Source organism: Streptomyces sp. AM8-1-1 (genome assembly GCF_032229325.1).
Lineage (GTDB): Bacteria > Actinomycetota > Actinomycetes > Streptomycetales > Streptomycetaceae > Streptomyces > Streptomyces achmelvichensis.
Map to the genome: position 1 here is coordinate 4754314 of NZ_CP135086.1, position 26690 is coordinate 4781003.

The 26690-nt window shown below is 71.1% G+C and carries 24 protein-coding genes and 1 tRNA gene; 18 read left to right on the forward strand and 7 right to left on the reverse strand.

Annotated features, from left to right (window positions below; all coding sequences use genetic code 11):
• Window positions 1-4: 4 nt before the first annotated feature.
• From glp to RPQ07_RS21525, 6 genes are all read left to right on the forward strand, one after another.
• Entirely contained in the window at window positions 5-1306 is a 1302-nt protein-coding gene (glp, locus tag RPQ07_RS21500) for a gephyrin-like molybdotransferase Glp (protein WP_313945805.1), read from the forward strand.
• A 71-nt stretch (window positions 1307-1377) separates the two neighbouring features.
• Window positions 1378-1857, forward strand: a complete 480-nt coding sequence (moaC, locus tag RPQ07_RS21505) for a cyclic pyranopterin monophosphate synthase MoaC (RefSeq protein ID WP_313945806.1) — start codon at window positions 1378-1380, stop codon at window positions 1855-1857.
• A gap of 23 nt (window positions 1858-1880) precedes the next feature.
• Complete coding sequence (locus RPQ07_RS21510; protein WP_313948969.1) at window positions 1881-2408, forward strand: MogA/MoaB family molybdenum cofactor biosynthesis protein; 528 nt, start codon at window positions 1881-1883, stop codon at window positions 2406-2408.
• The gene (locus RPQ07_RS21515; protein ID WP_313948970.1) at window positions 2405-3034 is read left to right on the forward strand and encodes a GNAT family protein; all 630 of its coding nucleotides are present in this window, start codon (window positions 2405-2407) and stop codon (window positions 3032-3034) included. The genes RPQ07_RS21510 and RPQ07_RS21515 overlap by 4 nt, the downstream gene beginning before the upstream one ends.
• A 136-nt stretch (window positions 3035-3170) precedes the next feature.
• A complete protein-coding gene (glpR, locus tag RPQ07_RS21520) occupies window positions 3171-4271 on the forward strand; it encodes a gephyrin-like molybdotransferase receptor GlpR (RefSeq protein ID WP_313945807.1) in 1101 nt (366 codons plus the stop codon).
• Window positions 4272-4341: 70 nt separating this feature from the next.
• A tRNA-Ala gene (locus RPQ07_RS21525) sits at window positions 4342-4415 on the forward strand.
• Between the two features lie 132 nt (window positions 4416-4547).
• Here the strand turns inward: RPQ07_RS21525 and RPQ07_RS21530 are convergent.
• Together RPQ07_RS21530 and RPQ07_RS21535 are read right to left on the reverse strand one after the other, a co-directional pair.
• Window positions 4548-4880, reverse strand: a complete 333-nt coding sequence (locus tag RPQ07_RS21530) for a hypothetical protein (RefSeq protein WP_313945808.1) — start codon at window positions 4878-4880, stop codon at window positions 4548-4550.
• A gap of 254 nt (window positions 4881-5134) precedes the next feature.
• Window positions 5135-5704 (reverse strand): hypothetical protein, encoded by a 570-nt coding sequence (locus RPQ07_RS21535; RefSeq protein ID WP_313945809.1) that lies wholly within the window; start codon window positions 5702-5704, stop codon window positions 5135-5137.
• Window positions 5705-5940: 236 nt separating this feature from the next.
• On the opposite strand from RPQ07_RS21535, the gene RPQ07_RS21540 reads away from it, so the two are divergent.
• Complete coding sequence (locus RPQ07_RS21540; protein ID WP_313945810.1) at window positions 5941-8154, forward strand: MMPL family transporter; 2214 nt, start codon at window positions 5941-5943, stop codon at window positions 8152-8154.
• A 186-nt stretch (window positions 8155-8340) separates the two neighbouring features.
• Complete coding sequence (locus RPQ07_RS21545; protein ID WP_313945811.1) at window positions 8341-9711, forward strand: hypothetical protein; 1371 nt, start codon at window positions 8341-8343, stop codon at window positions 9709-9711.
• Window positions 9712-9767: 56 nt separating this feature from the next.
• On the opposite strand, the gene RPQ07_RS21550 is transcribed toward RPQ07_RS21545, so the two are convergent.
• Together RPQ07_RS21550 and RPQ07_RS21555 are read right to left on the reverse strand one after the other, a co-directional pair.
• Entirely contained in the window at window positions 9768-10739 is a 972-nt protein-coding gene (locus RPQ07_RS21550; protein ID WP_313945812.1) for a peptidase, read from the reverse strand.
• A 109-nt stretch (window positions 10740-10848) separates the two neighbouring features.
• Window positions 10849-11340, reverse strand: coding sequence for a GNAT family N-acetyltransferase (locus RPQ07_RS21555; protein ID WP_313945813.1), 492 nt, complete (start codon window positions 11338-11340; stop codon window positions 10849-10851).
• Window positions 11341-11390: 50 nt separating this feature from the next.
• Between RPQ07_RS21555 and RPQ07_RS21560 the strand changes: the two genes are divergently transcribed.
• On the forward strand, window positions 11391-12197 hold the full coding sequence (locus RPQ07_RS21560) for an exodeoxyribonuclease III (RefSeq protein ID WP_313945814.1): 807 nt from the start codon (window positions 11391-11393) through the stop codon (window positions 12195-12197).
• Between the two features lie 128 nt (window positions 12198-12325).
• Here RPQ07_RS21560 and RPQ07_RS21565 read toward each other — a convergent pair whose 3' ends face one another.
• Window positions 12326-12961: a MerR family transcriptional regulator gene (locus tag RPQ07_RS21565; protein WP_313948971.1), complete on the reverse strand. Its 636-nt coding sequence runs from the start codon at window positions 12959-12961 to the stop codon at window positions 12326-12328.
• A 169-nt stretch (window positions 12962-13130) separates the two neighbouring features.
• On the opposite strand from RPQ07_RS21565, the gene RPQ07_RS21570 reads away from it, so the two are divergent.
• From RPQ07_RS21570 to RPQ07_RS21585, 4 genes are all read left to right on the forward strand, one after another.
• Window positions 13131-14735, forward strand: coding sequence for an NAD(P)/FAD-dependent oxidoreductase (locus RPQ07_RS21570; protein WP_313945815.1), 1605 nt, complete (start codon window positions 13131-13133; stop codon window positions 14733-14735).
• Window positions 14732-15670, forward strand: a complete 939-nt coding sequence (locus RPQ07_RS21575) for an alpha/beta hydrolase (protein WP_313945816.1) — start codon at window positions 14732-14734, stop codon at window positions 15668-15670. The genes RPQ07_RS21570 and RPQ07_RS21575 overlap by 4 nt, the downstream gene beginning before the upstream one ends.
• Window positions 15667-16548 (forward strand): SDR family oxidoreductase, encoded by an 882-nt coding sequence (locus RPQ07_RS21580; RefSeq protein WP_313945817.1) that lies wholly within the window; start codon window positions 15667-15669, stop codon window positions 16546-16548. The genes RPQ07_RS21575 and RPQ07_RS21580 overlap by 4 nt, the downstream gene beginning before the upstream one ends.
• A 98-nt stretch (window positions 16549-16646) precedes the next feature.
• Window positions 16647-16919 (forward strand): hypothetical protein, encoded by a 273-nt coding sequence (locus tag RPQ07_RS21585; protein WP_313945818.1) that lies wholly within the window; start codon window positions 16647-16649, stop codon window positions 16917-16919.
• 93 nt (window positions 16920-17012) lie between these two features.
• On the opposite strand, the gene RPQ07_RS21590 is transcribed toward RPQ07_RS21585, so the two are convergent.
• The gene (locus RPQ07_RS21590) at window positions 17013-20279 is read right to left on the reverse strand and encodes a S41 family peptidase (protein ID WP_313945819.1); all 3267 of its coding nucleotides are present in this window, start codon (window positions 20277-20279) and stop codon (window positions 17013-17015) included.
• Between the two features lie 184 nt (window positions 20280-20463).
• Here RPQ07_RS21590 and RPQ07_RS21595 point away from each other — a divergent pair, with 184 nt between their 5' ends.
• Together RPQ07_RS21595 and RPQ07_RS21600 are read left to right on the forward strand one after the other, a co-directional pair.
• Window positions 20464-21039 (forward strand): TetR/AcrR family transcriptional regulator, encoded by a 576-nt coding sequence (locus RPQ07_RS21595; protein ID WP_313945820.1) that lies wholly within the window; start codon window positions 20464-20466, stop codon window positions 21037-21039.
• A gap of 143 nt (window positions 21040-21182) precedes the next feature.
• Window positions 21183-23363 (forward strand): MMPL family transporter, encoded by a 2181-nt coding sequence (locus RPQ07_RS21600; RefSeq protein ID WP_313945821.1) that lies wholly within the window; start codon window positions 21183-21185, stop codon window positions 23361-23363.
• Window positions 23364-23471: 108 nt separating this feature from the next.
• Here RPQ07_RS21600 and RPQ07_RS21605 read toward each other — a convergent pair whose 3' ends face one another.
• Complete coding sequence (locus tag RPQ07_RS21605) at window positions 23472-23819, reverse strand: SsgA family sporulation/cell division regulator (protein WP_313945822.1); 348 nt, start codon at window positions 23817-23819, stop codon at window positions 23472-23474.
• A 158-nt stretch (window positions 23820-23977) separates the two neighbouring features.
• On the opposite strand from RPQ07_RS21605, the gene RPQ07_RS21610 reads away from it, so the two are divergent.
• From RPQ07_RS21610 to RPQ07_RS21620, 3 genes are read left to right on the forward strand one after another with little or no spacing between them, the layout of a single operon-like run.
• A complete protein-coding gene (locus tag RPQ07_RS21610; RefSeq protein WP_313945823.1) occupies window positions 23978-25057 on the forward strand; it encodes an energy-coupling factor ABC transporter permease in 1080 nt (359 codons plus the stop codon).
• Window position 25058: 1 nt separating this feature from the next.
• Window positions 25059-25820 carry a cobalt ECF transporter T component CbiQ gene (gene cbiQ, locus RPQ07_RS21615; RefSeq protein ID WP_313945824.1) on the forward strand — a complete coding sequence of 254 codons (762 nt, stop codon included), beginning with the start codon at window positions 25059-25061 and terminating at the stop codon, window positions 25818-25820.
• Window positions 25808-26623 carry an ABC transporter ATP-binding protein gene (locus tag RPQ07_RS21620; RefSeq protein WP_313945825.1) on the forward strand — a complete coding sequence of 272 codons (816 nt, stop codon included), beginning with the start codon at window positions 25808-25810 and terminating at the stop codon, window positions 26621-26623. The genes cbiQ and RPQ07_RS21620 overlap by 13 nt, the downstream gene beginning before the upstream one ends.
• Window positions 26624-26690: the final 67 nt, after the last annotated feature.

Here is a 26690-nt window from a genome sequence, read left to right on the forward strand (position 1 = left end):
CACGGTGAGCAGCACGACCTGGTCGGTGGACGACCACCTCGAGGACATCCTCGCAGCGATCCGCCCGCTCGACCCGATCGAGCTGCAACTGCCGGACGCCCAGGGCTGTGTCCTCGTCGAGGACGTCACGGTCCCGGTCGCCCTGCCGCCGTTCGACAACAGCTCCATGGACGGGTACGCCGTCCGGACGGCCGATGTGCGGGGCGCCACCGAGGAGTTCCCCGCCGTCCTCACCGTGATCGGCGATGTGGCGGCCGGCAGCGGCGGGCTGCCGACGGTCGGCCCCGGCCAGGCCGCGCGGATCATGACGGGCGCCCCGCTGCCTCCGGGTGCGGAGGCCGTCGTCCCGGTCGAGTGGACCGACGGCGGCACCGGCGGGGGAGCGGCCACCACGATGCGCCCGGCGGGCGAGTCCCCCGAGGGCGCGAGCGGTGAGGTCCGGGTCCACCGGTCCGCCGAGGCCGGCGCCCATGTCCGCTCCCGCGGCAGCGACGTCAAGGCCGGTGACCTCGCCCTCGCGGCGGGCACGGTGCTCGGCCCGCCGCAGATCGGCCTGCTCGCCGCGATCGGCCGCGGCACCGTGCGGGTCCGGCCCCGTGCGCGCGTCGTCGTGCTCTCCACCGGCAGCGAACTGGTCCAGCCCGGCGAGGAGTTGGGCGAGGGCCAGATCTACGACTCCAACAGCTTCGCGCTCGCCGCGGCCGCGCGGGACGCGGGCGCCATCTCCTACCGGGTGGGCGCGGTCACGGACGACGCCGACACTCTGCGCGCGACCATCGAGGACCAGCTGATCCGCGCGGACCTGCTGGTCACGACGGGCGGCGTCAGCGTCGGCGCGTACGACGTGGTCAAGGAAGCCCTGTCCTCGGTCGGCGACGAGGACGTCCCGGGCAGTGGCATCGACTTCCGCAAGCTCGCCATGCAGCCCGGAAAGCCGCAGGGCTTCGGCACGATCGGTCCGGAGCACACCCCGCTGCTCGCGCTGCCGGGTAACCCGGTCTCCTCGTACGTCTCGTTCGAGCTGTTCGTCCGCCCGGCGATCCGGCGTCTGATGGGCCTGGCGGACGTCCGGCGGCCGACGGCGCGCGCGACCCTGAAGGCCGACAAGGCACTCACCTCACCGTCCGGCAAGCGCCAGTTCCTGCGGGGTGCGTACGACTCCGGCTCGGGCGCCGTCACTCCCGTGGGCGGTTCCGGTTCCCATCTGATCGCCGCCCTCGCCCACGCCGACTGCCTGATCGTGGTCCCGGAGCAGGACACCTCGGTCCAGCCCGGCGCGGATGTCGAGGTGGTCCTCCTCGGCTGACCTGCTTACCGTGGCGGTACCGTGTCTGCCCACACAGGCCCCGAGGGCCCGGACGGGAGCAGCGCACCGACATGAGTACCCAAGGCAGGCTGACGCACATCGACGAGGCGGGGGCGGCCCGTATGGTCGACGTCTCCGAGAAGGACGTCACCGCACGCACCGCCCGGGCCAGCGGCCGGGTCCTGGTCTCCCCACGCGTCGTGGAACTGCTCCGGGGTGAGGGCGTCCCCAAGGGGGACGCGCTGGCGACGGCCCGTATCGCCGGGATCATGGGCGCCAAGCGCACCCCCGACCTGATTCCGCTCTGCCACCCGCTCGCCCTCTCCGGCGTCACGCTCGACCTGGCCGTCGCCGACGACGCCGTCGAGATCCTCGCGACGGTCAGGACCACCGACCGCACGGGCGTCGAGATGGAGGCGCTGACCGCCGTCTCGGTCGCCGCTCTCACGGTCGTCGACATGGTCAAGGCCGTGGACAAGGCAGCCGTGATCACGGACGTCCGGGTGGAGGAGAAGACCGGCGGCAAGTCCGGCGACTGGAGCCGGCAGTGATCCGGGCGGCACGCGCCGGAGAGGTGCGCAGCCACAGTCACGGCCCCGGCCCCGACGCGGTCCGCCGGGCCCTGGTGATCACCGCGTCCAACCGCGCCTCCGCCGGGATCTACGAGGACAGGGGCGGCCCCGTGCTCGTCGAGGGGCTGACCGCGCTCGGCTTCCGGGTCGACGGCCCGCGCGTGGTCCCGGACGGCGAGCCGGTCGAGCGGGCCCTGCGCGAGGGTGTCGCGGCCGGCTACGACGTCATCCTCACCACCGGCGGCACCGGCATCTCGCCGACCGACCGCACCCCCGACGTCACCCGGTCCGTCATCGATCACGAGGTCCCCGGCATCCCGGAGGCGATCCGCGCGTACGGGCGCGAGAAGGTGCCGACGGCCGTGCTGTCCCGCGGCCTCGCCGGTGTCGCCGGCCGCACTCTGATCGTCAATCTGCCCGGCTCGACCGGCGGGGTGCGTGACGGGATGGCGGTGCTGGAACCGCTGCTGCCGCACGCCGTCGACCAGCTCCGCGGCGGGGACCATCCGAGTCCGGGGAGCCCGACCTGAACGCGCCCTGGCCGGTCATCCTGGCGGACGGCGACATCGTCCTCCGCCCGATAAAGCTGCGCGACCAGCGGAGCTGGCGCGAGGTCAACCGGCGCAACCGTGACTGGCTGCGGCCCTGGGAGGCGACGATCCCGCCGCCCGGGCCCGGCGCACCGCTCACGCAGCGCCCCACGTACCGGCAGATGGTCCGGCATCTGCGGGCGGAGGCCAACGCGGGCCGGATGCTGCCGTTCGTCATCGAGTACCAGGGCAGGCTGGTCGGCCAGTTGACGGTCGCCGGCATCACCTGGGGTTCGATGTGCTCGGGCCATGTCGGGTACTGGGTCGACCGCGAGGTGGCCGGCCGCGGGGTGATGCCGACCGCGGTGGCGCTCGCCGTGGATCACTGCTTCCGCTCGGTCGGACTGCACCGGATGGAAGTCTGCATTCGGCCGGAGAACGTGCCGAGCCGCCGCGTCGTGGAGAAACTCGGTTTCCGGGAAGAGGGTCTGCGCCCCCGGTATCTGCACATCGACGGTGCGTGGCGGGACCACCTGGTCTTCGCGCTCACGGCCGAGGAGGTCCCCGACGGACTGCTCCGCCGCTGGCACCGGGCGCGACCGGGAACACCACGAGAAATAAAATAAACGTTCGAAATTGATCGGCACCGACCATGCGTTGATCTGAACAATCGCAAAAAAAGTCAGTGATATCAGCCGGATCGTGCGACACACCGGGCCAATTGGCGGATGCCCTTGCGCGAATCCCTCTACGGTGTGATGCGTGAGCAGCAGCGGCCTCATCTACGCAGTCATCGTCGGGGCCTGGGCCGCCTACTTGGTGCCGATGTGGCTCCGCAGGCAGGACGAGCTGAACGAAGCCCGTCCGACGGAACGCTTCTCCACCGCCATCCGGCTGCTGTCCGGACGCGGGGCGATGGAGCGCCGGTACGCCAGGGAGCTGCGGGAACGCACCGCCGAATCGGCGGAGCCGTCACACGGCGACGCCGACGAGGCAAGGCGGCCGGGCGAAGGGCGCAACGAACCCGACGCGGACCCGGATGTCGCCACGGACCCGATGAGTTCCGTGGACGTCCGGGCCTTCGCCGCGCCCCGCACCGAAGCCCGGATCCCGGTCCCCGCCCCCCGTTCCCGCCGTCCGCGCCAGAGCGGCCCGGCCGCCGAGCGCGCACGGCGGAGCAAGGTGCTCGCCCGTCGCAGACGCACCACCGTGATGCTGTTCCTGGCCTTCACGGTGGGCGCGGTGGTGGCGGCGGTCGGCGGACTCGGCTTCCTGTGGGCGCCCGGTGTTCCCGCCGTCCTTCTCAGCGCGTACATCATGCATCTGCGCGCGCAGGAGCGACGGCGCTTCGTGGTGGTCATGGACCGGCGCCGTGCGGAGATCGCCGCGCAGCGGCTTCGGGAGAACCGGCCCCGCCGGCACCAGGCCGCGGCCGCCTCCTCCGCCGAGCCGGACGAGGAGCCCGAAGCCCGCCCGGAGCCCGACGCCGCCAGGCTCTCGCCGCAGGAGGCGGGCCGCCGGGCGTTGGTCGAGCAGACCGACCACGCGGAGTGGGTGGACCAGCAGCGCGACCGCGGCCCGGCGACGGGTGACAGCTGGGACCCGGTCCCGGTGCCCCTGCCGACGTATGTCACGGCACCCGTCGCCCCGCGGGCGACGAGCGGTGTGGACATGAGCGACCCGGAGACCTGGAGCTCCGCCCGCTCCTCGACGGCGGAGCCCGCGGCCGACCAGGCCGAGGAGGCGGAACCGGCCCCGAGTCGCCGCGCACCGCAGCCCCGCCGCTCCTCGCGCGACCGCGGCCGCACCCCGCTGTTCGACCAGTACGCGGACCAGGACCGGCCCCGCGCCGCCAACGAGTGACCCTCGTGACCAGCGAAGGAACGGATTTCCAAGCACCCCGATGGGGATGCTAGAGTTTCACTCGTTGCAAGGGCCTGTGGCGCAGTCTGGTAGCGCACCTCGTTCGCATCGAGGGGGTCTGGGGTTCAAATCCCCACAGGTCCACCGCAGCTGAGAGCCTCTGTCGGAGTGATCCGACAGAGGCTCTCTCTTGTTGTCCGGCCGCGAACCGTCCCACCGGCCCCAACTGATGTCCGCCCAGGGCGCGATGGACCCCCAGTCCGCACATGAGCCGGATCAGGTCGTCAGCAGCCGGTCGAAGAAGGACCGGTACTGGCGCAGCGCGATCCGCAGGTCCTCGGTGGCGACCTCGTTGCCCTGATGCCACTGCTTCTCCAGGCCGTCCTTGTGCTCGGCGAAGGTCGTGGCGAGCAGTTGCATGACCTCGGCGACCAGAGCGTCCGCGGATCGTACGGCCGCTTGCGGGTCGTCGACGAAGCCCTGCTGGATGTCGCTCCAGCGGGAGCGCATGTCGCCTTCCGTGCCGGAGTCCAGAAGCGGCACGGCCTCTTCGTCGTGGCTCGGGGTGTCCGTCTTCCGCGAGGTCTTCTCGGTCGCCGACGGCCCCATGTCATCCGTGGCCGGGGCGGCGCGCTTGCCGGGTTCCGCGGGCGGGGTGTCGTCATCTCCTTGGGCCGGTCCGGCATCGCCGGCTTCGCCGGGGGACTCACCGGTGCGGAGGGCGCCGCGAGCCGGGGCGGCTCCGCCGCTTCCGTGTCCGTCCTGGCGATGTCCTCGGTGGACAGCTTCTCCTCGCCCGGTGCGAAACGACCGGGGTTCTCTCGCCCGAGTCCGCCTTCTCGCTGCATGTCACTCTCCCTTGCTCACGGCTGTCGTCGGCCGGTGTCGGGTGAGCTGTCGGTCTCGTCCCTCAACAGCTCGTCGAACAACGCGCGGTAGTGGACCATGGCGCTCCGTAGCTCTTCGGTGGAGGTGTTCCCGACGCCGACCCGGCTGTTGATCTCATGGGCGGTCCGGTAGTGCTCCAGCGTCCGGGCGTGATCGACCGACAGGTCGCGCGTCTGCTGCTCGTAGCCCTCGGTCGGGTATCCGCGTTCGCCCATCAGCAGGATCACCAGCCGGTCCGCCTCGCCCACCGCCTGGTCGGGGCTGTCCACGAACCGTTCCTGCACCGCGTTCCAGTCCCGCGCGTACCGGTCCCGGGTCGCCGGCGGCAGCGCTCTGATCTGCAGATCCTCATGCCGCTGTTCCCGTGCGGCGAGGTCGCGCTCGGCCTCTCGACGGCTCTCGCCGTGCTGCACCGCGCGGTCGTACTCGGGGCCGAAACGCTCCTGGAGGCGTCGGCGCCGCGTGGTCTGCTGCGCGGTCATGGCGAGCAGCGCGACGACGATCACAGCAACCACGATGATGACGATCAACCACACCGTATCCATGGCACTCTCCGCTCATGAGCAGCCAGGGGACCGCTTCACTCATCGGGTTCCACGTTCTCGGCACAAAATGCACAAGTCTGTCCATTGCTCGTGAATCGCCCGGTCGCGCGGCCCGCCGAACCGCCCGCGTCCGGTGGTCACGATCCGGCGGGGCCACGCCGTTGCGCCCACACTCTCGGCGGAATCGGCTATTTAATGCCTGATGTCCCTTTGGTCTCGCTCGGTCGGGAGAAGCCATGCTGCGTCGGCTCGGTGAATGGTGCGCTCGGCGCTGTATCTGGGTGATCGTGATCTGGCTGGTCGGCCTGGCGGGGCTTCAGGTGCTCAACCACGCCTACGGCGGGGACTACTCCGACAACTTCGCGCTGCCGGGTGTCCAGTCGACGGAGGGGCTGGACGTACTGAAGGCGCACGACCCCGCGGCCGGCGGGTACGGCAGTCAGATCGTGCTGCACGACACCGCGAAGCCGCTCACCGCCTACAGCTCGCAGATGTCCACGGTGATCGGCAATCTGCAGAAGCTGCCGGACGTGCTCTCCGCCCAGAACCCGTTGCCGCCGCCGGGCAGCACGCCCCCGCCCCCGCCGCCCGGGCCGAACGTCGGCCCGCTGTCCACCGACGGGGAGACCGCCTACATCACCGTCCGCTTCGCCGTGCAGCCCTCGACGCTGCAGGAGTCGTACCTCGACGGTGTCGACGAGGCCGTGGAGCCGCTGCGGGCCGCCGGGGTGGAGGTGGAGTACGGCGGGCAGCTCGGCGAGCTGGCACGGCCGGAGGCCAACGACCACACCAGTGAGCTCATCGGCTTCGGGGTCGCGATCGTGGTGCTGCTGATCGGGTTCGGCAGCGTGCTCGCCGCCGTACTGCCGCTGGTCACGGCCCTGGTCAGCGTGATCTTCGGGCTCGCGGGGCTGGGACTGCTCGCCGCCGCGTTCACCTTCGCCACGGTCTCGCCGACGCTCGCCACCATGATCGGTATCGGTGTCGGGATCGACTACGCGCTCTTCCTGATCACGCGGCACCGGCAGAACCTCATGGACGGCGCCGATCCGGTCGACTCGGCCGGCAGGGCGGTCGCGACCAGTGGACGAGCGGTGCTCGTCTCCGGCTGCACGGTCATCATCGCCCTGACGGGTCTGTCGGTCTCCGGGATCAGCTTCATCGCGCTGCTCGGGGTGGCCGCCGCCGTCACCGTCGTCTCGGCCGTCCTGGGCGCGCTCACCCTGGTGCCCGCGCTGCTGGGACTCATCGGGCGGGCGATCGACAAGTACCACGTGCGCAAGCCCATCGCGGAGACGGACACGGAACCCGGCCAGGAGGCGCACGGCACCTGGCACCGGTATGCGATGCGTGTGGAGCGGCGGCCCTGGTGGTTCCTCATCGGCGGAGTGATCACCATCGCCGTCCTCGCCATCCCGGTCTTCTCCATCCAGCTCGGGCACATCGGGGACGGCGCGGATCCGAAGTCGTTCACGGACCGGCGGGCGTTCGACCTGATGTCGGACGCCTTCGGGCCGGGCTCCAACGGGCCGCTGACCATCGTGATCGACCAGACCTCGGTTGCCGCGGCCGACCGGCCGGCGCTCGCGAGCCAGGCGCAGAAGGCGCTCACGGATGTCCCGAACGCCGCGCTGATCACTCCGCTGAAGCCGACGCAGGACGGCGACGTCCTCGTCGGCACGGCCTACTCGACGCAGGCGCCGCAGGACGAGCGAACCACCGAGCTGACCAATCACCTCGTGGACGACGCCCTGCCCCAGGCGGTCGCGGGCACTCCCGCCAAGGGCTATGTCGCCGGCACGACGGCCGCCCAGGTCGACTTCCTCGACATCGTCTCCAGCCGGCTGCCGGTGATCATCGCCGTGGTGGTCGCCCTCGCGTTCCTCATCATCCTGATCGTCTTCCGCGGAGTGCTGGTCGCGGTCAAGGCTGCCGTGCTGAACGTCCTGTCCATCGCCGCCTCGTACGGCGTGGTCGTGGCGGTCTTCCAGTGGGGCTGGGGCGGCCCGGCGCTCGGGGTGTCGGGCACGGTGCCCATCGAGAGCTATGTGCCGATGATGATGTTCGCGATCGTCTTCGGTCTGAGCATGGACTACGAGATCTTCCTGCTCTCGCGCGTCCACGAGGCCTGGGTGCGCACGGGCGACCCGAAGGCCAGCGTCGCGCACGCGCTGGAGATCACGGCCCGGGTGATCACCTGTGCGGCGCTGATCATGGTGAGCGTCTTCGCCGCCTTCATCGTCAGCGACAACATCGTGATCAAGATGATGGGCCTCGGCCTGGCGGTGAGCGTGCTCATCGACGCGACCGTGGTGCGGCTGCTGCTGGTGCCCGCGGTGATGACGCTCCTGGGCAGCGCGGCCTGGTGGACGCCGCGCTGGCTGGACCGGATCCTGCCGCACGTGGACACCGAGGGGGAGCACGAGAACGAGAGCAAGGCGTCTCACTGACGCGGCATCACAAAGGCGTGTGAGCCCCCGTGGTGACGGTGTGACACAGGTCATTCACGGGGTTCGCGGGAACGTCCTCGGCGGCTGCGCGGCGTGTGGGATCGTACGGCCGGTTGTTACTCGTCGGTATTCGCGAGTCCCTTCCTGTTGCGCGTACCCCCCACCACACGCTCCGAGGATTCCCACGTGCCCAAGCTGTCCGTCAGACATGCCCTGTTGGCGACTCTGGCCTCCATATCCCTGCTGACCACCGGCTGTTCGGGAGCCGCCACGGCGACCGCACCGGCCGCCGCCGACCTACCGAGCACCACCGCTCCCACGCCCGAGGCCGGCCCGTCGCGGCAGCTCGCCGTCGCCGGGGCGCCGGAGGGCAGGCCCACCACCGCTGCCCGCTCCGGCAGGGACGGGCAGGCCCGCAAGTCCCCGCTGAAGGTCGCCTCGTACGACCGCACCAAGCGGCGGGCCGTCATCTCCACGGAGGGCACCGGGACATCGCCGCAGAAGCCCGCGGAGAAGGCCCCCGCGGTCGGGGACATCATCGCCAGCGGGCCCGCCCCGGGAGCCCCCGACGGGCTGCTGGCCAAAGTCACCGACGTGGCCGGGAAGACCTCCAGGGGGACCGAGGTCGCCACGGAGCCGGCCACGCTGGGCGCCCTGCTCGGGGACGACACCGCGCGGGGCACGGTTCCGGTCGACCCCGCCGCCGTCGAGGTCGAGCCGCTCGTCGAGGGCGTCAAGGTCTCGTGGGCGAAGAAGGGCAACGTCCACGTCGGCCCGCAGGGCGCGAAGGTGCCGCTCGGCAGCCTGCGTATCGACGTCGGGGCCTCGGTCCCGCTCCCGGTCACCGAAGGCGCGCCGGTCGCCGGTGCGGCCTCGGTCGCCGGCCATGTGCAGCTGGCGCCCGAGGTCGAATTCTCCTATGACGGGTCCTCGGCGCTCTCGCCGGACTCCGCGTTCCTCGGGCTGAGTGGGCGGTGGAGCTCGGGCTGGGAGCTGAAGGGCAAGCTGACGGCCGGCAACAAGCCGGTCCGGATCCCCTTCGCCAAGCTGCACGCCGACCCGGTGATCCAGGTCGGTCCGGTGCCGGTCGTGGTCAACCTCGACCTCACCGTCTACGTCCAGGTCGCCGCCGACGGCAGCGTCAGCGTGGAGGTCGCGCAGGACCTCGAAGGCGGCTTCCGCGTCGGCGGGGGTTACACCAAGGCGGAGGGCTGGCAGCCGGTCAGCACCTCCGACATGACCGGCACCCCGGTGCGGGCGAAGGTCACCGCGGCGGGCAAGGTCAAGGCCGCGCTCGGCGCCGAGGCCTCGATCGGTCTGTACGGCGCGGTCGGCGTGAGCGCCGATCTCGCGCCCTATCTGCGCGGTGAGGCCGCCGCGTCCGCGACGCCCGGGTCCGCCGTCGGATCGTGGAAGCTGTACGGCGGCGTCGATCTGAGCGGCTGGCTCCAGCTCCAGCTGTCCGTCTTCGGCACACCCGTCTTCCAGCACCGCATCCCGCTCGGCACCCTCAACCGGGAGTGGCCGCTGGCGTCGGGCGAGGCCGCCCTCGCCTGACGCGGCGCACCACGTAATGAGCCCCTGCCGGGAGTTCCGGCAGGGGCTCGTGCGCGTCAGGCCACCTGCGCCTTGTCGTAGACGGCCTTGGCGTCGTTGCCGAAGTACGGGCCGAACATCCGGTTCGGCAGGAAGACATAGCCGAAGCTGTTCACCGACGCCTGCAGGCCGGTGCCGGTGGCCTCGTCGAAGGACGTGAACCAGGGGCCGCCGCTGGAGCCGCCGGTCATGTTGCAGCCGAGGCTGTGGTCCTGCGAGAAGAGGAAGTCGCGGGAGGAGTTGCCACTGCAGTGGATCAGCTTGCTGCCGTCGTAGGGGGCCGCCGCCGGGAATCCGAAGGCGTACATCGCCTTGTTGTAGCCGCCGTTGAAGTTCAGGCCCTGCGCGCCGACCGTCGCCGCGAGTGTCTTTCCGTTCAGCGGGGCGACGACCGCGGCGCCCACGTCGTAGTTGATGTCCTCGCGCGCCACCCACTGCGGTGTCGAGAACGTCTGGGTGGCGGACCACTGGCCGTACGGCGCCTGGCCGTTGTCGTAGCCGGGGACGAAGACCCAGTTGGTGTGCCAGGTGCCCTGGTACTTCACGCAGTGGCCCGCGGTGATCACCGTGCTGCCGTTCTGGCTGGTGACCGAGTTGCCGGAGCACGATGCCGTCCGGCCCTGGAGGGTGAAGAAGACGCGGCCGGACGTCTTGACCACGGCGCCGCCGCCCGTCCAGGGGCCGCCGGGCTGCGGGAAGGCCAGGACGGAGGTGCCGGATGCCGTGCCGGACGGCAGGGTCGGCGGGATCACGGTCGGTGTACCCGCCCGCGCCGGGGCCGTGAGCGTGCCGCGTCGCTCACGCGGCAGCAGGTCTAGCGGTGTGGCGCCGCGCATCCGGTCCGCGGTCCAGAAGCCCTTCGTGTGCTGCTGGGTGAAGGCGGTGGGTGTGGGGGCGGGGGCGGCGTGCGCGGTGGCGGCCGAGAGGGCGCCTGCGAGCAGGGTGCCGACGGTCAACAGGATCCCGGCGGCGGTGCGATGGCGTCTCACGCATGTCTCCTTCTGCCGCGCCCGCGCGTGAGGCCGCGCGGGCAGGGTGGGGGATGAGCCGGTGCGGATCGGCGTGCGTGAGGCAGAGTGCCACGGGAAGCGTGGGTTGTCAGGAGCGCGACAAGACCTTGGCGAAGCAGCGGCTGCTGTCGTACTCGCGGTAGTGGCCGAATTTCTGCGGCGCCGGGGTGTACCCGCTGGAGAGGTAGAGCGCGATCGCCTCGGGCTGGGCGGTGCCCGTCTCCAGCACCATCCTGGTCCGGCCGGCGGCCAGCGCGTCCGCCTCCAGGGCCGCGAGGATCCTGCGGGCGAGGCCCAGGCCGCGCGCCTCGCGGATCACGAACATCCGCTTGAGCTCGGCGTCGCCGTCCTCGTACCCCTCACCTCCCGCGGCGTCCTGGGACCGCCAGCCGCCGGTGGCGACCGGGCTGTCCCGGTCGTCGTACGCCATCAGATACAGGCCGCGCGGCGGGGTGAACATGGATGCGTCGAGGGGTGTCACATCACCCTCGTCCCCGTACCGCTCGGCGTACTCGAGCTGGACCTGGTCGTTGAGTTTGGCGGCATCGGGGTGGTCGAAGGCAACCGGGCGCACATGCATGGCATCGAGCGTACGTGCAGCACTTTCGCGGTCGTGGGTAAGGTGCCCGGATGCTCACCGTGACCTCCGTGAATGTGAATGGGCTCCGCGCCGCCGCCAGGAAAGGCTTCGTGGAGTGGCTGGCCGGCACCGCCGCCGACGTGATCTGTCTCCAGGAGGTGCGGGCCGAGCCGGAGCAGCTCCCGGAAGAGGTGCGGCAGCCGGACGGCTGGTACACGGTGCACGCCCCCGCCGCCGCGAAGGGCCGCGCCGGAGTCTCCCTCTACACGCGCCGGGAGCCGGACCGGGTGCGGACCGGATTCGGGTCGCAGGAGTTCGACGGCAGCGGGCGCTACGTCGAGGCCGATCTGCCCGGTGTCACGGTCGCCAGCCTCTATCTGCCGTCCGGCGAGGTGGGGACGGCGAAGCAGGACGAGAAGACCCGCTTCATGGACGAATTCCTGCCGTATCTGGCCGGACTGAAGGAACGGGCCGCGGCCGACGGGCGCGAGGTCGTCGTGTGCGGCGACTGGAACATCGCGCACCGCGAGGCCGACCTCAAGAACTGGCGCGGCAACCGCAAGAACTCCGGCTTCCTGCCCGAGGAGCGGGCCTGGATGTCCCGCGTCTTCGACGAGGTGGAGTACGTGGACGTGATGCGGGCGCTGCACCCCGACCAGGAGGGGCCGTACACCTGGTGGTCCTACCGCGGGCGGGCGTTCGACAACGACTCCGGCTGGCGCATCGACTACCAGGTGGCGACGCCGGGGCTGGCGGGGCGTGCGGTGAAGGCGTGGGTGGAGCGGGCGTCGTCGCACGGGGAGCGGTGGAGCGACCACGCGCCGGTGAGTGTGGCGTACGAGTCGGCGCTCGGGTAGCGAGGGGCGGGGCCCTCGGCGTGCGGTCGGCCGGGCGGGTGGATCGGGGCCGAGCGATCAGGCGGCCCGGCCCGGCTCGGCCCGGCTCGGCTCTAGTGCTCGGCGCGGCCGGTCGTCGTCGCCTCGCCTCAGTCCGCCGCCGGACCCGTGTTCTCCCGCAGTCGCCGGTCCAGCGCCATCGACAGTTCCGCTTCCACCACGCTCTTGGCCAGCGGCCGCAGTTTCTCCACGTCCGACGCGGCCGTGTGCGCGCTGAGGACCTCGACGAACAGGTCCGCCAGCGCCTCGGCGTGCGTCCGCACGCGGCGGCCCGCGTCCAGCACCGCCGCCAGCGGAACGCCCTCCCGTACGAGCGCCGCCGACACGTCGAGCAGGCGGCGGCTGATGTGGACGATCTCGTCGCCGTCCGTGGCGAGATAGCCGAGGTCCAGGGCCGCCGCGAGGTTCTCCGGGGTGACCTCGCCCTCGAAGTAGTCGGCGAGTTCCTCGGGACTCAGCCGCACCGGTGTCTCCTCGGTGGGTTCGCCGAGGCCGAGCACCTCCCCGACGTCCCGTCCGCTCTCGAAGGCGGTGGCGAGGTCGGCTATCCCGTTCAGGGTGTGCCCGCGCTCCAGGAGCGCGGCGATCGTGCGCAGTCTGGCCAGGTGGTGTTCGTCGTACCAGGCGATACGGCCCTCCCGGCGAGGCGGCTGGATCAGCCCGCGCTCGCGGTAGAAGCGCAGGGTGCGCACCGTGATGCCGGCCTTCGAGGCCAGCTCCTCCATGCGGTACTCGCGTACTTCAGCCACGGGGGAAGCCTATGTTGTACCGCCGGTAACTTGTCGCGCCGTACCCCTACCGCTCGGTATGCCGCTGCTCTACTCTCCCAACTGTGCCAGTGATTGCTGGCATGGTTTTCGGATCGGGTTGTGACGTTCAGCGAGAGGCGGCGGCATGGGCCAGGGGAAGCAGGCAGCGCACGAACATGTGCGGGTGGCGGTGATCGGGTCCGGGTTCGGCGGCCTGGGGGCCGCGGTCCGGCTGCGCCGCGAGGGGATCACCGACTTCGTCGTCCTGGAGCGGGCGGACTCCGTCGGCGGGACCTGGCGGGACAACAGCTATCCGGGCTGCGCCTGTGACGTGCCCTCGCATCTGTACTCGTTCTCCTTCGCGCCCAACCCCGACTGGCCGCGCACCTTCTCCGGTCAGGAGCACATCCGCGCCTACCTCGAACACGTCGCGGACACCTTCCATCTGCGTCCCCACCTCCGCCTCGGCCACGAAGTGCGGATGATGACCTGGGACAACGAGAAGCTGCACTGGACGATCGAGACGTCCCAGGGCACGTTCACGGCGGACGTCGTCGTCTCCGCGACCGGGCCGCTGTCCGACCCGAAGGTCCCCGACATCCCGGGGCTCGCCGGCTTCCCCGGCCAGGTCTTCCACTCCGCCCGCTGGGACCACGACTACGACCTGCGCGGCAAGCGCGTGGCGATGATCGGGACCGGAGCGTCCGCCATCCAGATCGTCCCCGCCATCCAGCCGGAGGCCGGGAAGCTGACGCTCTTCCAGCGGACCCCGCCGTGGGTGATGCCGCGTGTGGACCGGAAGATCACCGGGGCCGAGCGCTGGCTGCACCGGCAGCTGCCGTTCACCGGGGCAGCGCGGCGCGGACTGCTGTGGGGCATCCGGGAGTTGCAGGTCCAGGCGTTCACCAAGCGGCCGAACGAACTCGGGCTCGTCGAGTCCCTGGCCAAGGCGAACATCGCCAAGTCCATCAAGGACCCGGAGCTGCGGGCGAGGCTGACCCCGTCGTACCGCATCGGCTGCAAGCGGATCCTGCTGTCGAGCACGTACTACCCGGCCCTGGCCCGCCCCAATGTGGACGTCGTGGCGTCCGGGCTCGCGGAGGTGCGCGGCTCCACGCTGGTGGCGGCCGACGGTACCGAGACCGAGGCCGACGTGATCATCTTCGGTACCGGATTCCATGTCACCGACCTGCCGATCGCCGACCGGGTCGTCGGGGCGGACGGCATCACCCTCGCGGAGGCGTGGAAGGACGGCATGCAGTCGCTGCGCGGCGCCACCGCCGCCGGCTTCCCCAACTGGATGACGATCATCGGCCCCAACACGGGCCTCGGGAACTCCTCGATGATTCTGATGATCGAGTCCCAGCTCTCCTACATGGCCGACTATCTGCGGCAGTTGAACATCCTCGGCGGGCGCAAGGCGCTCACCCCGAGGGTGTCCGCGGTCGGCGCCTGGAACCGCCGGGTGCAGGACCGGATGAAGCGCACCGTGTGGAACACCGGCGGCTGCACCAGCTGGTACCTCGACGCGAGCGGGCGCAACACCACCATCTGGCCCGGGACGACAGGTGAGTTCCGCCGGGCGACGCGGGAGGTGGACCTCGCGGAGTACGAGATCCTGCGGGCGCCCGTGCCGGCCGGTGCGCCGGCACCCGCCGGTGAAGCCGCGGCGACCGGCGCGTCCGGGTCCGCCGGGTCCGCCGGGTCCGCCGATGACATCGCGACCGAGCAGCCGGAGGCCGTGCGATGAGCCGTACACCGACCGAGAACCGCATACTGACCGCCGTCTCGGCCGACGGATCGCGCATCCACGCCGAGGTGTACGGCCCCGACGGCGCGCCCGCCGTCGTCCTCGCCCACGGCTGGACCTGTTCGACCGAGTTCTGGTCCGCGCAGATCCAGGACCTGGCAGGTGACTTCCGGGTCGTCGTCTACGACCAGCGCGGCCACGGCCGCACCGCTGCCGCCGCCGTGAGCACGGACGTGCTCGCCGACGATCTGGAGGCGGTGCTCGCGGCCGCGCTGGCTCCCGGTGAGAAAGCTGTCCTCGTCGGGCACTCGATGGGCGGGATGACCCTGATGGCGGCGGCGGGACGGGCCGCCTTCGCGGAGCACGCCGCCGCGGTCCTGCTGTGCAGCACGGGCAGTTCCCGGCTGGTCGAGGAGTCGCTGGTGCTGCCGATGCGCCGCGGTCCGCTGCGGACCCGGCTCACCGGCATGGTGCTCGGGGCACGCGCCCCGCTCGGGCCGGTCACGCCCCTGTCCCGGCGGCTCCTCAAGTACGGGACCATGGGGCCCGATGCCACGCCCGGGCAGGTGAAGGAGTGCGCCAGGATCGTCCACGCCTGTGCGCGGGCGGCCCGGGTGGCTTGGTCGCAGGTGCTGGCCGGTCTCGATCTCGACGACGGCGTACGGCAGTTGAACGTCCCCACCGTGGTGCTGGCGGGCACCGCCGACCGGCTCACGCCGATGGTGCACGCCCGGCGGATCGCCGCCAACCTGCCCGACTGCCGTGAGCTGGTGGAGCTCGACGGCACGGGCCACATGACACCGGTGGAGGCCCCGGCGGCCGTCACCGCGAAGATCCGCGAGCTGGCCGGTGCCCATGGGGTCACCGACTCCTCCGGGGACGCCGAGAGCGTGACCCACGGGGACATCAAGAGCGTGAAGGAGGAGGCCGCATGAGCAGGACGAGCCTGGAGGGACAGGTCGCCGTCGTCACCGGCGCCGCCCGCGGCGTGGGCGAGCTGCTGGCCCGCAAGCTGTCGGCGCGCGGTGCGAAGGTCGCCCTGGTGGGCCTGGAGCCCGACGAGTTGAAGAAGGTCTCGGCACGTCTCCACAGCGAGAGCGACCACTGGTACGCGGATGTCACCGACCACGAGGCGATGGCGCGGGTCGCGCAGGAGGTCAAGGAGCGCTTCGGCAAGGTCGACATCGTGGTCGCCAATGCCGGGGTCGCCGCGGGCGGGCCGTTCATGGACTCCGACCCCGTCGCCTGGCGCCGGGTCATCGAGGTCAATCTGATCGGAAGTGCCGTCACCGCGCGGGCATTTCTGCCCGTCCTCGTGGAGAGCCGGGGCTATCTCCTCCAGATTGCTTCGCTGGCCGCCATCACACCCGCGCCGATGATGACGGCGTACTGCGCGTCGAAGTCCGGCGTGGAGGCCTTCGCGCACAGCCTGCGGGCCGAGGTCGGCTACCGCGGGGTGCGGGTCGGCGTCGCCTATCTGTCCTGGACGGACACCGACCTCGTACGCGGTGCGGACCAGGACGACGTGATGCGCGAACTGCGGCAGCGGCTGCCGTGGCCCTCCAACCGCACATATCCGCTCGGCCCCGCGGTCGACCGCATCGTGGCCGGGATCGAACGGCGCTCGGCGCATGTCTACGGACAGTGGTGGCTGCGCGGGATGCAGTCGCTGCGCGGGTATCTCCCGCCCGTGATCGGGGTCGTGGGACAGCGCGAGATGAAGCGCTTCGAACCGCGTCTGGCCAGTGTTGCCAAGGGCCTTGTGGGTGCCGGAGGGGCGGCCGACGAGGCGGCGCGTACGCAGCGTAGTTGATCGAAATGCGCAGCGTGTCCGTGCGTGCCACGCTGGTCGAGGCCCAGGGGGCACACCAGTCCCCGCTCTCCCTCACACCCCTCTAGGAGTGAACAAGCATGGGCATTCAGGACCAGTTCAAGGACAAGGCGCAGGAGCTCAAGAACCAGGCCAAGCAGGCCCCGGCCGGCGCGAAGGGCGAGACGTCCCAGCGCGGTCAGCAGGGTCAGGAGCGCCGGCGCCCGCAGGGTCAGCAGCAGCCGCAGGAGCGTCGTCGGCCGCAGGGCCACGAGGAGCCGCGCGAGCGGACCTCCCGTGAGGAGCCGATGCGTGAGCGGACGCCCCGCGAAGAGCCCATGCGTGAGCAGTTCGGTCAGGACCGCAACGCCTGACGCTGCGTGTGACTGAAGAGGCGCATCCGCGCGAGCGGATGCGCCTCTTGCCTGCGGCGCCGGCCCTCACCGGCGCCCCGGCGTCCAACTGCCTCAGCGCGGCGGGAGCTTGGGGCGGCGGAGGTCCGGCGCGGTGTCATAGCCGGGAGGCTCCGCCGCCGGCTGCCGGGTCAGCATCTCCAGGGCGAGCTGTACCGCGTCGTCCAGCTGGACATGGCGGCCTTCCGCCCAGTCGAGCGGCGAGCGCAGCGCGTCCAGGTCCGGTTCCACGCCGTGGTTCTCGACCGACCAGCCGTAGGCGTCGAACCAGGCCGCGTTCATCGGCACCGTGATCACCGTGCCGTCTCCCAGCCGATGGCGGCCGGTCATGCCGACCACCCCGCCCCAGGTGCGACTGCCCACCACGGGGCCGAGGTTGAGCAGTTTGAACGCCGCCGTGATCATGTCGCCGTCCGAGGACGTCGCCTCGTCGGCCAGCGCGACCACCGGGCCGCGCGGCGCGTTGGAGGCGTACGAGACCGGCTGCGCGTCCCGCGTCAGGTCCCAGCCGATGATCTTCCGGGTCAGTGTCTCCACCACCAGCTCGCTGATGTGTCCACCCGCGTTGCCGCGGACGTCGACGATCAGCGCCGGCCGGGAGACCTCCAGCCGCAGATCGCGGTTGAACTGCGCCCAGCCGGAGCCACCCATGTCGGGGATGTGGAGGTAACCGCACTTGTCGCCGCTCAACTCCCGTACGACTTCGCGGCGTTTGGCCACCCAGTACTGGTACCGCAGCGGGCGTTCGTCGATCAGCGGCACGATCGCCACCCGGCGCGAGCGCTCCTCGTTCTCGGCCGGGCAGAACGTCAGCTCCACCGTCGTCCCGCCCGCGGCCGCCAGCATGGGGAAAGGCCCGGTGACCGGGTCCACCGGCCGGCCGTCCACATGCGTGAGGATCTCGCCCGGGTGGACGCCCGTACCGGCGAGCGGGGAACGGGCCTTGGAGTCGGACGAGTCGCCGGGCAGGATCCGCTTGACCATCCACTGCCCGTCGCGGCAGACCAGGTCCGTGCCCAGCAGGCCCATCGCCCGCTGGTAGTGCGGCGGACCTTCGTTGCGGCGCGCGGGGGTGACGTACGCGTGCGAAGTGCCCAGCTCGCCCAGCACCTCACGCAGCAGGTCGGCGAACTCGTCGGGTGAGGCGACCCGTTCGACCAGCGGGCGGTACTGGTCGAGCACCGCGTCCCAGTCGATCCCGCACATCCCCGGTTCCCAGAAGTAGGCGCGGATGAGCCGGCCGGCCTCGGCGTACGCCTGGCGCCATTCGGACGCCGGGTCCACGTCGTGCAGGATCCGGCGCAGATCGAGGTAGACCGTCGAGTCGCTGTCGCCCGACTCGGTGGCGGGCACCGCCCGCAGATCGCCGTCGTCGACGACCACCAGTCTGCTGCCGTCACCGCTGACCGCGAACCAGTCGAGGTGGCCGACCAGTTCGGCCTTGCGGGCCTTGGCGATGTCGAAGTGCTCCAGCGTGGGGCGCCCGGAGGTGTCGGCGGGATTCACGAAGGTCTCGCCCAGGGCTCCGGAGATCGGCCAGCGCAGCCAGACGAGCCCGCCGCCGCTGACCGGGTACAGCGCCGAGTACTTGGAGGCCGAGACCGGGAACGGCGTCACCCGGCTCTCCAGACCCTCGATCTCCACCATGACCGTGCTGGAACCGGCTCCCTCCTCGGTCGGCAGCAGGGACTCGTCGATGGGGTCGAGGCCGCCGGCCGCCGGCCGTCCGTCCGGGGACAGCGCGAAGGGCGAGGGCGTGGCCGAGGACAGCGGTACGAGGTAGGGCCGGCAGCCCAGCGGGAAGGACAGGTCGCCGGTGTGCACGTCGTACACCGGGTCGAAGCCGCGCCAGGACAGGAACGCGAGATAGCGGCCGTCGCTGGTGAAGACCGGATTCTCGTCCTCGAAACGGCCGTTGGTGACATCGACGATCGTGCGGTCCGCGATCCGGGCCATCTTGATCTGGCGCAGGGAACGGCCGATGCCCGGGTGCGACCAGGTCAGCCACGTCCCGTCGGGGGAGAAGGCCAGATCGCGCACCGGCCCGTTGAGGGACCGGATCAGCTCGGTGGTCTCGCCGGCGGAGTCCTCCGCCGCGTCGAGCAGCAGCAGCCGGCCGTCGTGCGCGGCGACGGCGAGCCGCTCCCCGTCCGGGTCCGACACCATCTCCAGCACCCGGCCGAGCCGGCCGGACGCCAGCCGCCGCGGCTCGCGCTCGCCGCTCGCCCGCGGGAGGTAGGCGATCTCGACGGCGTCGTCGCCCTCCGCGTCGGTGACGTAGGCGACCTGGCCGCCGGTGCCGAGCATCTCGGGCAGCCGCACGCGTACGCCCGGGGTGTCGGCGATCGTCCGGGCCGGCCCGTCCCGGTGGGTGAGCCAGTACAGACTGCCGCGGACGGTGACGGCGCTGGCGCGGCCCGTCGTGTCGACCGAGATCGAGTCGACGTGGCTGGAGGCCGGTACCTGGTAGGGGCGGCGTCCTGCGCGCGGTCCGCCGAGCCGCACGTCCAGCTTGCGGGGCATCCCCTCCGGGCTGAGGTCGTCGACGATCCACAGGTCCCCGGCGCACTGGTACACGACCCGGTGGCCGTCGCTGGAGGCGTGCCGGGCGTAGAACGCGTCGTGGTCCGTGTGGCGCCGCAGATCGCTCCCGTCGGGAAGGCAGGAGTAGAGATTGCCGATGCCCTCGTGGTCGGAGAGGAACGCGATCCGCCCGGAGACGAACATCGGGCAGTCCAGATGCCCGTCCAGGTCGGCGAGGAGTCGCCGGCCGTGCAGCCACAGCCGGCCGGTGGCGCCACCGCGGTAGCGCTTCCACGCCGCCGGCTCGTGCGGCGGCTTGCCGGTGAGCAGCAGGGTGCGCCGCTCCGCCTCCACGTCGGTCACGGCGATGTGCGCGACGGGCCCCCACGGCAGCTTCGCGCCGGGAGCTCCGTCGGTCGGGACGTTGTAGGCCCAGGAGAAGTACGAGAAGGGCTGGGCGTGCGAGGAGACGGCGAGGATCTGGCCGTCCGGGGTCCAGCCGCACACCCGGGTGTCGGTGGAGCCCCAGTAGCTGAGTCTGCGGGCCGGTCCGCCCTCGACGGGCGCGAGATGGATCTCGGGATCGAGGCTGCGCCAGGTCGTGTAGGCGATGTGCCGGCCGTCGGGGGAGAAGCGGGGATGGCCGACCCGGGTCCGGTCGACGGTGAGCCGCCAGGCCCGTCCCGGCCGGTGCCCCTGCGGCACCAGAGGGGCGATCCACAGATCGTCCTCGGCGGCGAAGCACAGCAAGTCGTCGTGCAGATGCGGGAAACGGAGGTACGCCACGTCGTCGCTCACCTTCCAATGCTTTCCGTGTGCAGGGGGCGCGGCAACTCGTGGGGCAGGGTGAATCCGGCCGGATCCGGTGTGGCCGGAACCGGTCCGTGATCCACGACACAAGCGAAACGTTGTCGTTTCGCTGAGGGGTGGGGTACCTTCGAGGTGTACGAAACCGTTTCGTTCGGATGGAGGGAGGCCGATCATGACCACACGCAGTCGGCTCACCCCCGAGCGCGAGGCAGAGCTGTACGAGGCCGTACTGGACCTGTTGCGCGAAGTCGGATACGACGCCCTGACCATGGACGCCGTGGCCACCCGGACCCGATCGAGCAAAGCGACCCTCTACCGTCAGTGGCGCGGGAAGCCCGAGCTGGTGGCCACCGCCCTGCGGCACAGCAAGCCGGTGAACGTCGGCGACATCGATACCGGCAGCCTGCGTGGTGACTTCCACGCGATGCTGGACCAGACCGACGACTGCCAGATGGAGAGGGACTCCGCGCTGATGCGGGGTCTCGCCCAGGCCATCCACGGCAATCCCGACCTCCATGAGGCCCTGCGGGAGCTGCTGATCGAGCCCGAGATCACCGGGCTGGACACACTGCTGCGGCGGGCGGTGGAGCGCGGGGAGGTCAGTGCGGACAGCCCCGCGCTGGACTTCGTGCCGCACATGCTGGTCGGCGCGTTCGTCGCCCGGCAGATGATCGAGGACCGGCTCCCCGACCGGGACTTTCTCAACCGATACATCGATGCCGTGGTCCTGCCGGCCCTCGGAGTCTGATGCCCCGTCGCCGCCCCACGGCGACCGACGTTCCCCACGTCACCTCTCCCCGCAGCACGACCCGCACCACCTGACGCGCGCCGCTCTCGTCGTCGGGCCGGCTCCCCATGCCCTGTTCACCTCACACACGGGAGTACGCCCTCGTGGCCACGTTCCTCTACAAACTCGGGCGGTCCGCCTTCCGGCGCCGCAAACTCGTCCTGCTGCTGTGGGTCGCTCTGCTCGCGCTCGCCGGGGTCGGTGCGGCCTCCGCGTCCACCGCCACCTCGTCGTCCTTCTCGATACCCGGCACCGAGGCGCAGAAGGCCTTCGACCTGCTGGAAGAACGGTTCCCCGGGGCCAGCCCCGACGGTGCGACCGCACGTGTCGTCTTCAAGGCCCCGAGCGGCGAGAAGATGACCCAGGCGGACAACAAGGCCGAGGTGAACAAGGCGGTCGCCGACCTCAAGGCCGGCTCCGACCAGATCGCCTCCGTCACCGACCCGTACACCGCGAACGCGGTCTCCAAGGACGGTTCGACGGCCTACGTCGCGGTCACCTACAAGGTCAACGGCATGGAGCTGACCGACGAGACCCGGGAGGCGCTGGAGAAGACGGGCCACCAGGCGCAGGGCACCGGACTGACCGTCGAGATCGGCGGCGACGCGCTGCAGACCGTCCCGGAGACCGGAGCGGGCGAGATCATCGGTGTCGCGATCGCCGCGGTCGTCCTGGTCATCACCTTCGGCTCGCTCGTCGCGGCCGGGCTGCCGCTGCTCACCGCGATCATCGGTGTCGGCATCGGCATCTCCACGATCACGGCACTGGCGAACGTCCTCGACCTCGGGTCCACCACCTCCACGCTGGCGATGATGATCGGCCTCGCGGTCGGCATCGACTACGCCCTCTTCATCGTCTCGCGCTACCGGGCCGAACTCGCCGAGGGGCGTGAGCAGGAGGACGCGGCCGGCCGGGCCGTCGGCACCGCAGGCTCCGCCGTCGTCTTCGCGGGCCTGACCGTGGTCATCGCCCTCGTCGGCCTCGCCGTCGTCAACATTCCGATGCTCAGCAAGATGGGCTTCGCCGCGGCGGGCACCGTCGTGATCGCCGTTCTCATCGCGCTCACCCTCATCCCCGCCCTGCTCGGCTTCGCCGGCAAGCGGGTGCTCGGCCGCAAGGTCCGCAAGGGCAAGCCGGTCACCGACAAGCCGAACATGGGCACCCGCTGGTCCCGCTTCGTGCTGCGCCGGCCGGTCATGGTGCTGCTCGCCGGTGTGGTGGGCCTCGGCGCCATCGCCATCCCGGCGGCGTCGCTGGAGATGGGACTGCCCGACGACGGCTCGCAGCCGGTCAGCACCACGCAGCGCAAGGCCTACGACATGCTGTCCGACGGCTTCGGCCCCGGTTTCAACGGGCCGCTGCTGGTGGTCGTCGACGGCGACAAGAGCGCCGCGGACCGCACGGTCGAGGCGATCAAGGGCCTGGAAGGCGCCGCGGCGGTCACCCCCGCGACGCTCAACAAGGCCGGCGACACCGCGATGATCACGGTCATCCCGAAGGACCGTCCGTCCTCGGTCGCCACCGAGGACCTGGTCCACTCCATCCGTGACTCCAGCGGCGACGACGTGCTCGTCAGTGGTGCCACCGCGATGAACATCGACTTCTCGCAGCGCATGAACGACGCCCTGCTGCCCTACCTCGCCCTGGTCGTCGGACTCGCGTTCCTGCTGCTGATGGTGGTCTTCAGGTCGCTGCTCGTACCGCTGAAGGCGGCCCTCGGCTTCCTGCTCTCCGTCGTCGCCGCACTGGGCGCGGTCGTCGCCGTCTTCCAGTGGGGCTGGCTGGGATCGCTGTTCGGGGTCGAGCAGACCGGGCCGATCATGTCGATGATGCCGATCTTCATGGTGGGTGTCGTCTTCGGCCTGGCGATGGACTACGAGGTCTTCCTCGTCACCCGCATGCGGGAGGCGTACGTCCACGGGGAGCGGCCGGGTGCGGCGATCGTCACCGGCTTCCAGCACGGTGCCCGCGTCGTCAGTGCCGCCGCGGTGATCATGATCGCCGTCTTCTCCGGATTCATCGGGTCCAGCGAGCAGATGATCAAGATGATCGGCTTCGGCCTCGCGATCGCGGTGTTCTTCGACGCCTTCGTGGTCCGGATGGCCGTCGTGCCGGCGGTCCTCGCCCTGCTCGGCCACAAGGCCTGGTGGCTGCCGCGCTGGCTGGACCGGCTGCTGCCGAACGTCGACGTCGAGGGCGAGAAGCTGCACAAGCAGCTGACTTCGAAGGACGACGGCGTCAGCCCCGAAGACCCGGACGAGGAGCGCAACCTGGTGCGCGTCTGACTCCGGCACGAGCCCGGGGGCGCCGCTGCGAGCGGCTGTGCGCGCCCCCGGTTGCGCGACGGACCCGTGGGGACGGGGGCCGTCGCGGGGACACGGTGGTCGTGCTCGTCACCCCTGGGGGGCGGGTGCGGCCACCGCGTACGTGTGCCGCAGGAAGCGCATCAGCGCCTTGGAGTCGAACTGCACCACCGCTACGCCGTCCGAGGTGTGGAACTCCACGACCGTCTGGACCCGGCCGCACGGCCAGACCTCGACATCGCCGCGGCGCACGGGGACGCGCAGTCCCTTCTCCAGCAGCTCGCGGGGGAAGGTCCACTCACGTCCGTCGGGGAACGTGAAGCGGACGGACTGCGGCGCATCCGTCGGTTCGTACCAGAGGGCGACGCGGACCGGCCTGTGCTGAGGAGCGTCCGTGACGATGCGTGCCCATGCGTGTTCTTCGATGACCGTGGACATCTGCCGCTCCTCACGATTTATCCTCTATGCCCTCCAATGTCCCATATTTCTCGGGTGAGGGACTCGATCACCAGTTGTGACCCACCCGCTCTTGCAAGTCGTTCGCAACAGGGCACTATCATTGAACAGTTATTCACCTGTCCGGAGCGGAGCCCGCTATGCATGTCCCCGACGGATTCATCAACGCCCCGGTATCGGTGGCCGCCGGTGTCGCCGCCGCCGGCGCGGTCGCCGTCAGTCTCCGCGGCGCCCGCCGTGAGCTGGGCGGATCCCCCGTCGCACTGATCGGCGCCGAGCGCACCGCGCCGCTGGCGGGCCTCGTCGCCGCCTTCATCTTTGCCGTACAGATGCTCAACTTTCCCGTCGCGGCCGGCACCAGCGGACATCTGCTGGGCGGCGCGCTCGCCGCGATCCTCGTCGGTCCTTACACCGGCGTGCTCTGCATCGCCGTCGTTCTACTGATGCAGGGAGTGCTCTTCGCGGACGGCGGCCTCACCGCGCTCGGCGTGAACATCACCGTCATGGGCGTCGTCACGGTCCTCGTCGCCTACGGGCTGTTCCGCGGACTGCTGGCGGTCCTGCCCCGCAAGCGCCGCTCGATCACCGTCGCCTCCTTCGTCGCCGCGCTGGTCTCCGTACCGGCCGCCGCCGCTGCCTTCACCCTGCTCTACGCGATCGGCGGGACCACCGACGTCCCGATCGGCAAGGTCCTCACCGCGATGGTCGGCGTCCATGTCCTCATCGGCATCGGCGAGGCCGTGATCACCATGCTCACCGTCGGCGCCGTGATCGCCGTCCGGCCCGACCTCGTCCACGGCGCCCGCGGTCTGACCACCCCGCTGAAGCTCCGCGTCGGCGGCGAGCTGGTCGACGCCCAGCCCGTCGCCCCCGAGCCGGTCGCCGCGCGGTCGCCGCGCACGGTCTGGCTGGCCGGCCTCGCCACCGCCGTCGTCCTCGCCGGCTTCGTGTCCTTCTACGCCTCCGCCAGCCCCGACGGCCTGGAGAAGGTCGCCGCCGACAAGGGCATCGACAAGAAGGTCGAGGAGCACGCGGCCGCCGACTCCCCGCTCGCCGACTACGGGGTCGCCGACGTCTCGAACGCCCGGATCTCCGGCGGTCTCGCGGGCGTCATCGGCGTCGGCTCGACCGTCGTGGTGGGCAGCGGCATCTTCTACGTCGTCGTGCGCCGCCGCCGGGCCTCCGAGTCCGAGGCCACCCGCGTCCCCGACTCCGTCTGACATGGGCGCCGGCCACAGCCACAAGCTCTACCGGCACGGGCACTCGCCCGTGCACGAGCTCCCGGCGCACTGCAAGCTCGTCGCCGTCTTCTGCTTCGTGCTGGTCGTGGTCTCCACACCGCGCGAGGCGGTGTGGGCCTTCGGGCTGTACGCGGTGCTGCTGGCCACGGTCGCGGCCGTGGCCCGGGTGCCCGCCGGGTATCTGCTGCGCCGGCTGCTCATCGAGATCCCGTTCGTCGCCTTCGCGCTCCTGATGCCCTTCGTCGTGCCCGGCGAGCAGGTCTCCTTCCTCGGCCTCTCGCTGAGCGTCCCGGGCCTGTGGGGCGCGTGGAACATCCTCGCCAAGGGCACGCTCGGCGTCGCCGCGTCCGTGATCCTCGCCTCGACGACCGAGCTGCGCTCGCTGCTGCTCGGGCTCCAGCGGCTCAGGCTGCCGCCCCTGCTGGTCCAGATCGCCTCCTTCATGATCCGCTACGGCGATGTCATCGCGGACGAGATGCGCCGTATGTCGATCGCCCGCCGTTCGCGCGGCTTCGAGGCGAAAGGGATGCGGCACTGGGGCGTGCTCGCCAAATCCGCGGGCGCGCTGTTCATCCGCTCCTACGAGCGCGGCGAGAGGGTGCACCTGGCGATGGTGAGCCGCGGATACACCGGGACGATGCCCGTGATCGACGAGGTCACCGCGTCCCGGACGCAGTGGTCGTACGCGGCGGCCCTCCCCGTGACCGCGCTCGCGGTCTGTCTGCTGGGATGGACGCTGTGACAAACGACCCGAACGACCCGCACGACCCGGTGACGAACGCCCCGGCCGACGCGACGCCCCCGTCCCTCGAAGTGAAGGGGCTCGCCTACGCCTATCCGGACGGGCATCAGGCGCTCTTCGGCGTCGACCTGACGGTCGGGCGCGGTGAGCGGGTCGCCCTGCTCGGCCCCAACGGCGCGGGCAAGACCACCCTCGTCCTCCATCTCAACGGCATCCTGGCCGGCGGCGCGGGGACCGTGTCCGTCGCCGGACTCCCGGTCGCCAAGCGGCATCTCGCGGAGATCCGCCGCCGCGTCGGCATCGTCTTCCAGGACCCGGACGATCAGCTGTTCATGCCCACGGTCCGCGAGGACGTGGCCTTCGGACCCGCGGCCTCGGGCCTGCGCGGCCCGGAGCTCGAAGCGCGCGTCGTGGCGGCGCTGACGCAGGTGGGCATGGCGGAGTTCGCCGGCCGGCCCCCGCACCATCTCTCCTTCGGCCAGCGCCGCCGGGTCGCGGTCGCCACCGTGCTCGCGATGGAGCCGGAGATCCTCGTGCTGGACGAACCGTCGTCCAACCTCGACCCGGCCTCGAGGCGAGAACTCGCCGACATCCTCCGGTCGTTGGACGTCACCGTCCTGATGGTCACGCACGATCTGCCGTACGCCCTGGAACTCTGTCCGCGGGCGGTGATCCTCAGCGAGGGAGTCATCGCCGCCGACGGGCGTACGCAGGATCTCCTGGGCGACGACGCCCTGATGCGCAAACACCGCCTCGAACTGCCCTTCGGCTTCGATCCGAAGTCCGTGACCATGGGCGCGTGAACGAGGTAGGCGTCCCGATGCCCCGCTCGACCAGGAGCTCGCCGACGAACCGGTCTCCGCAGCCCAC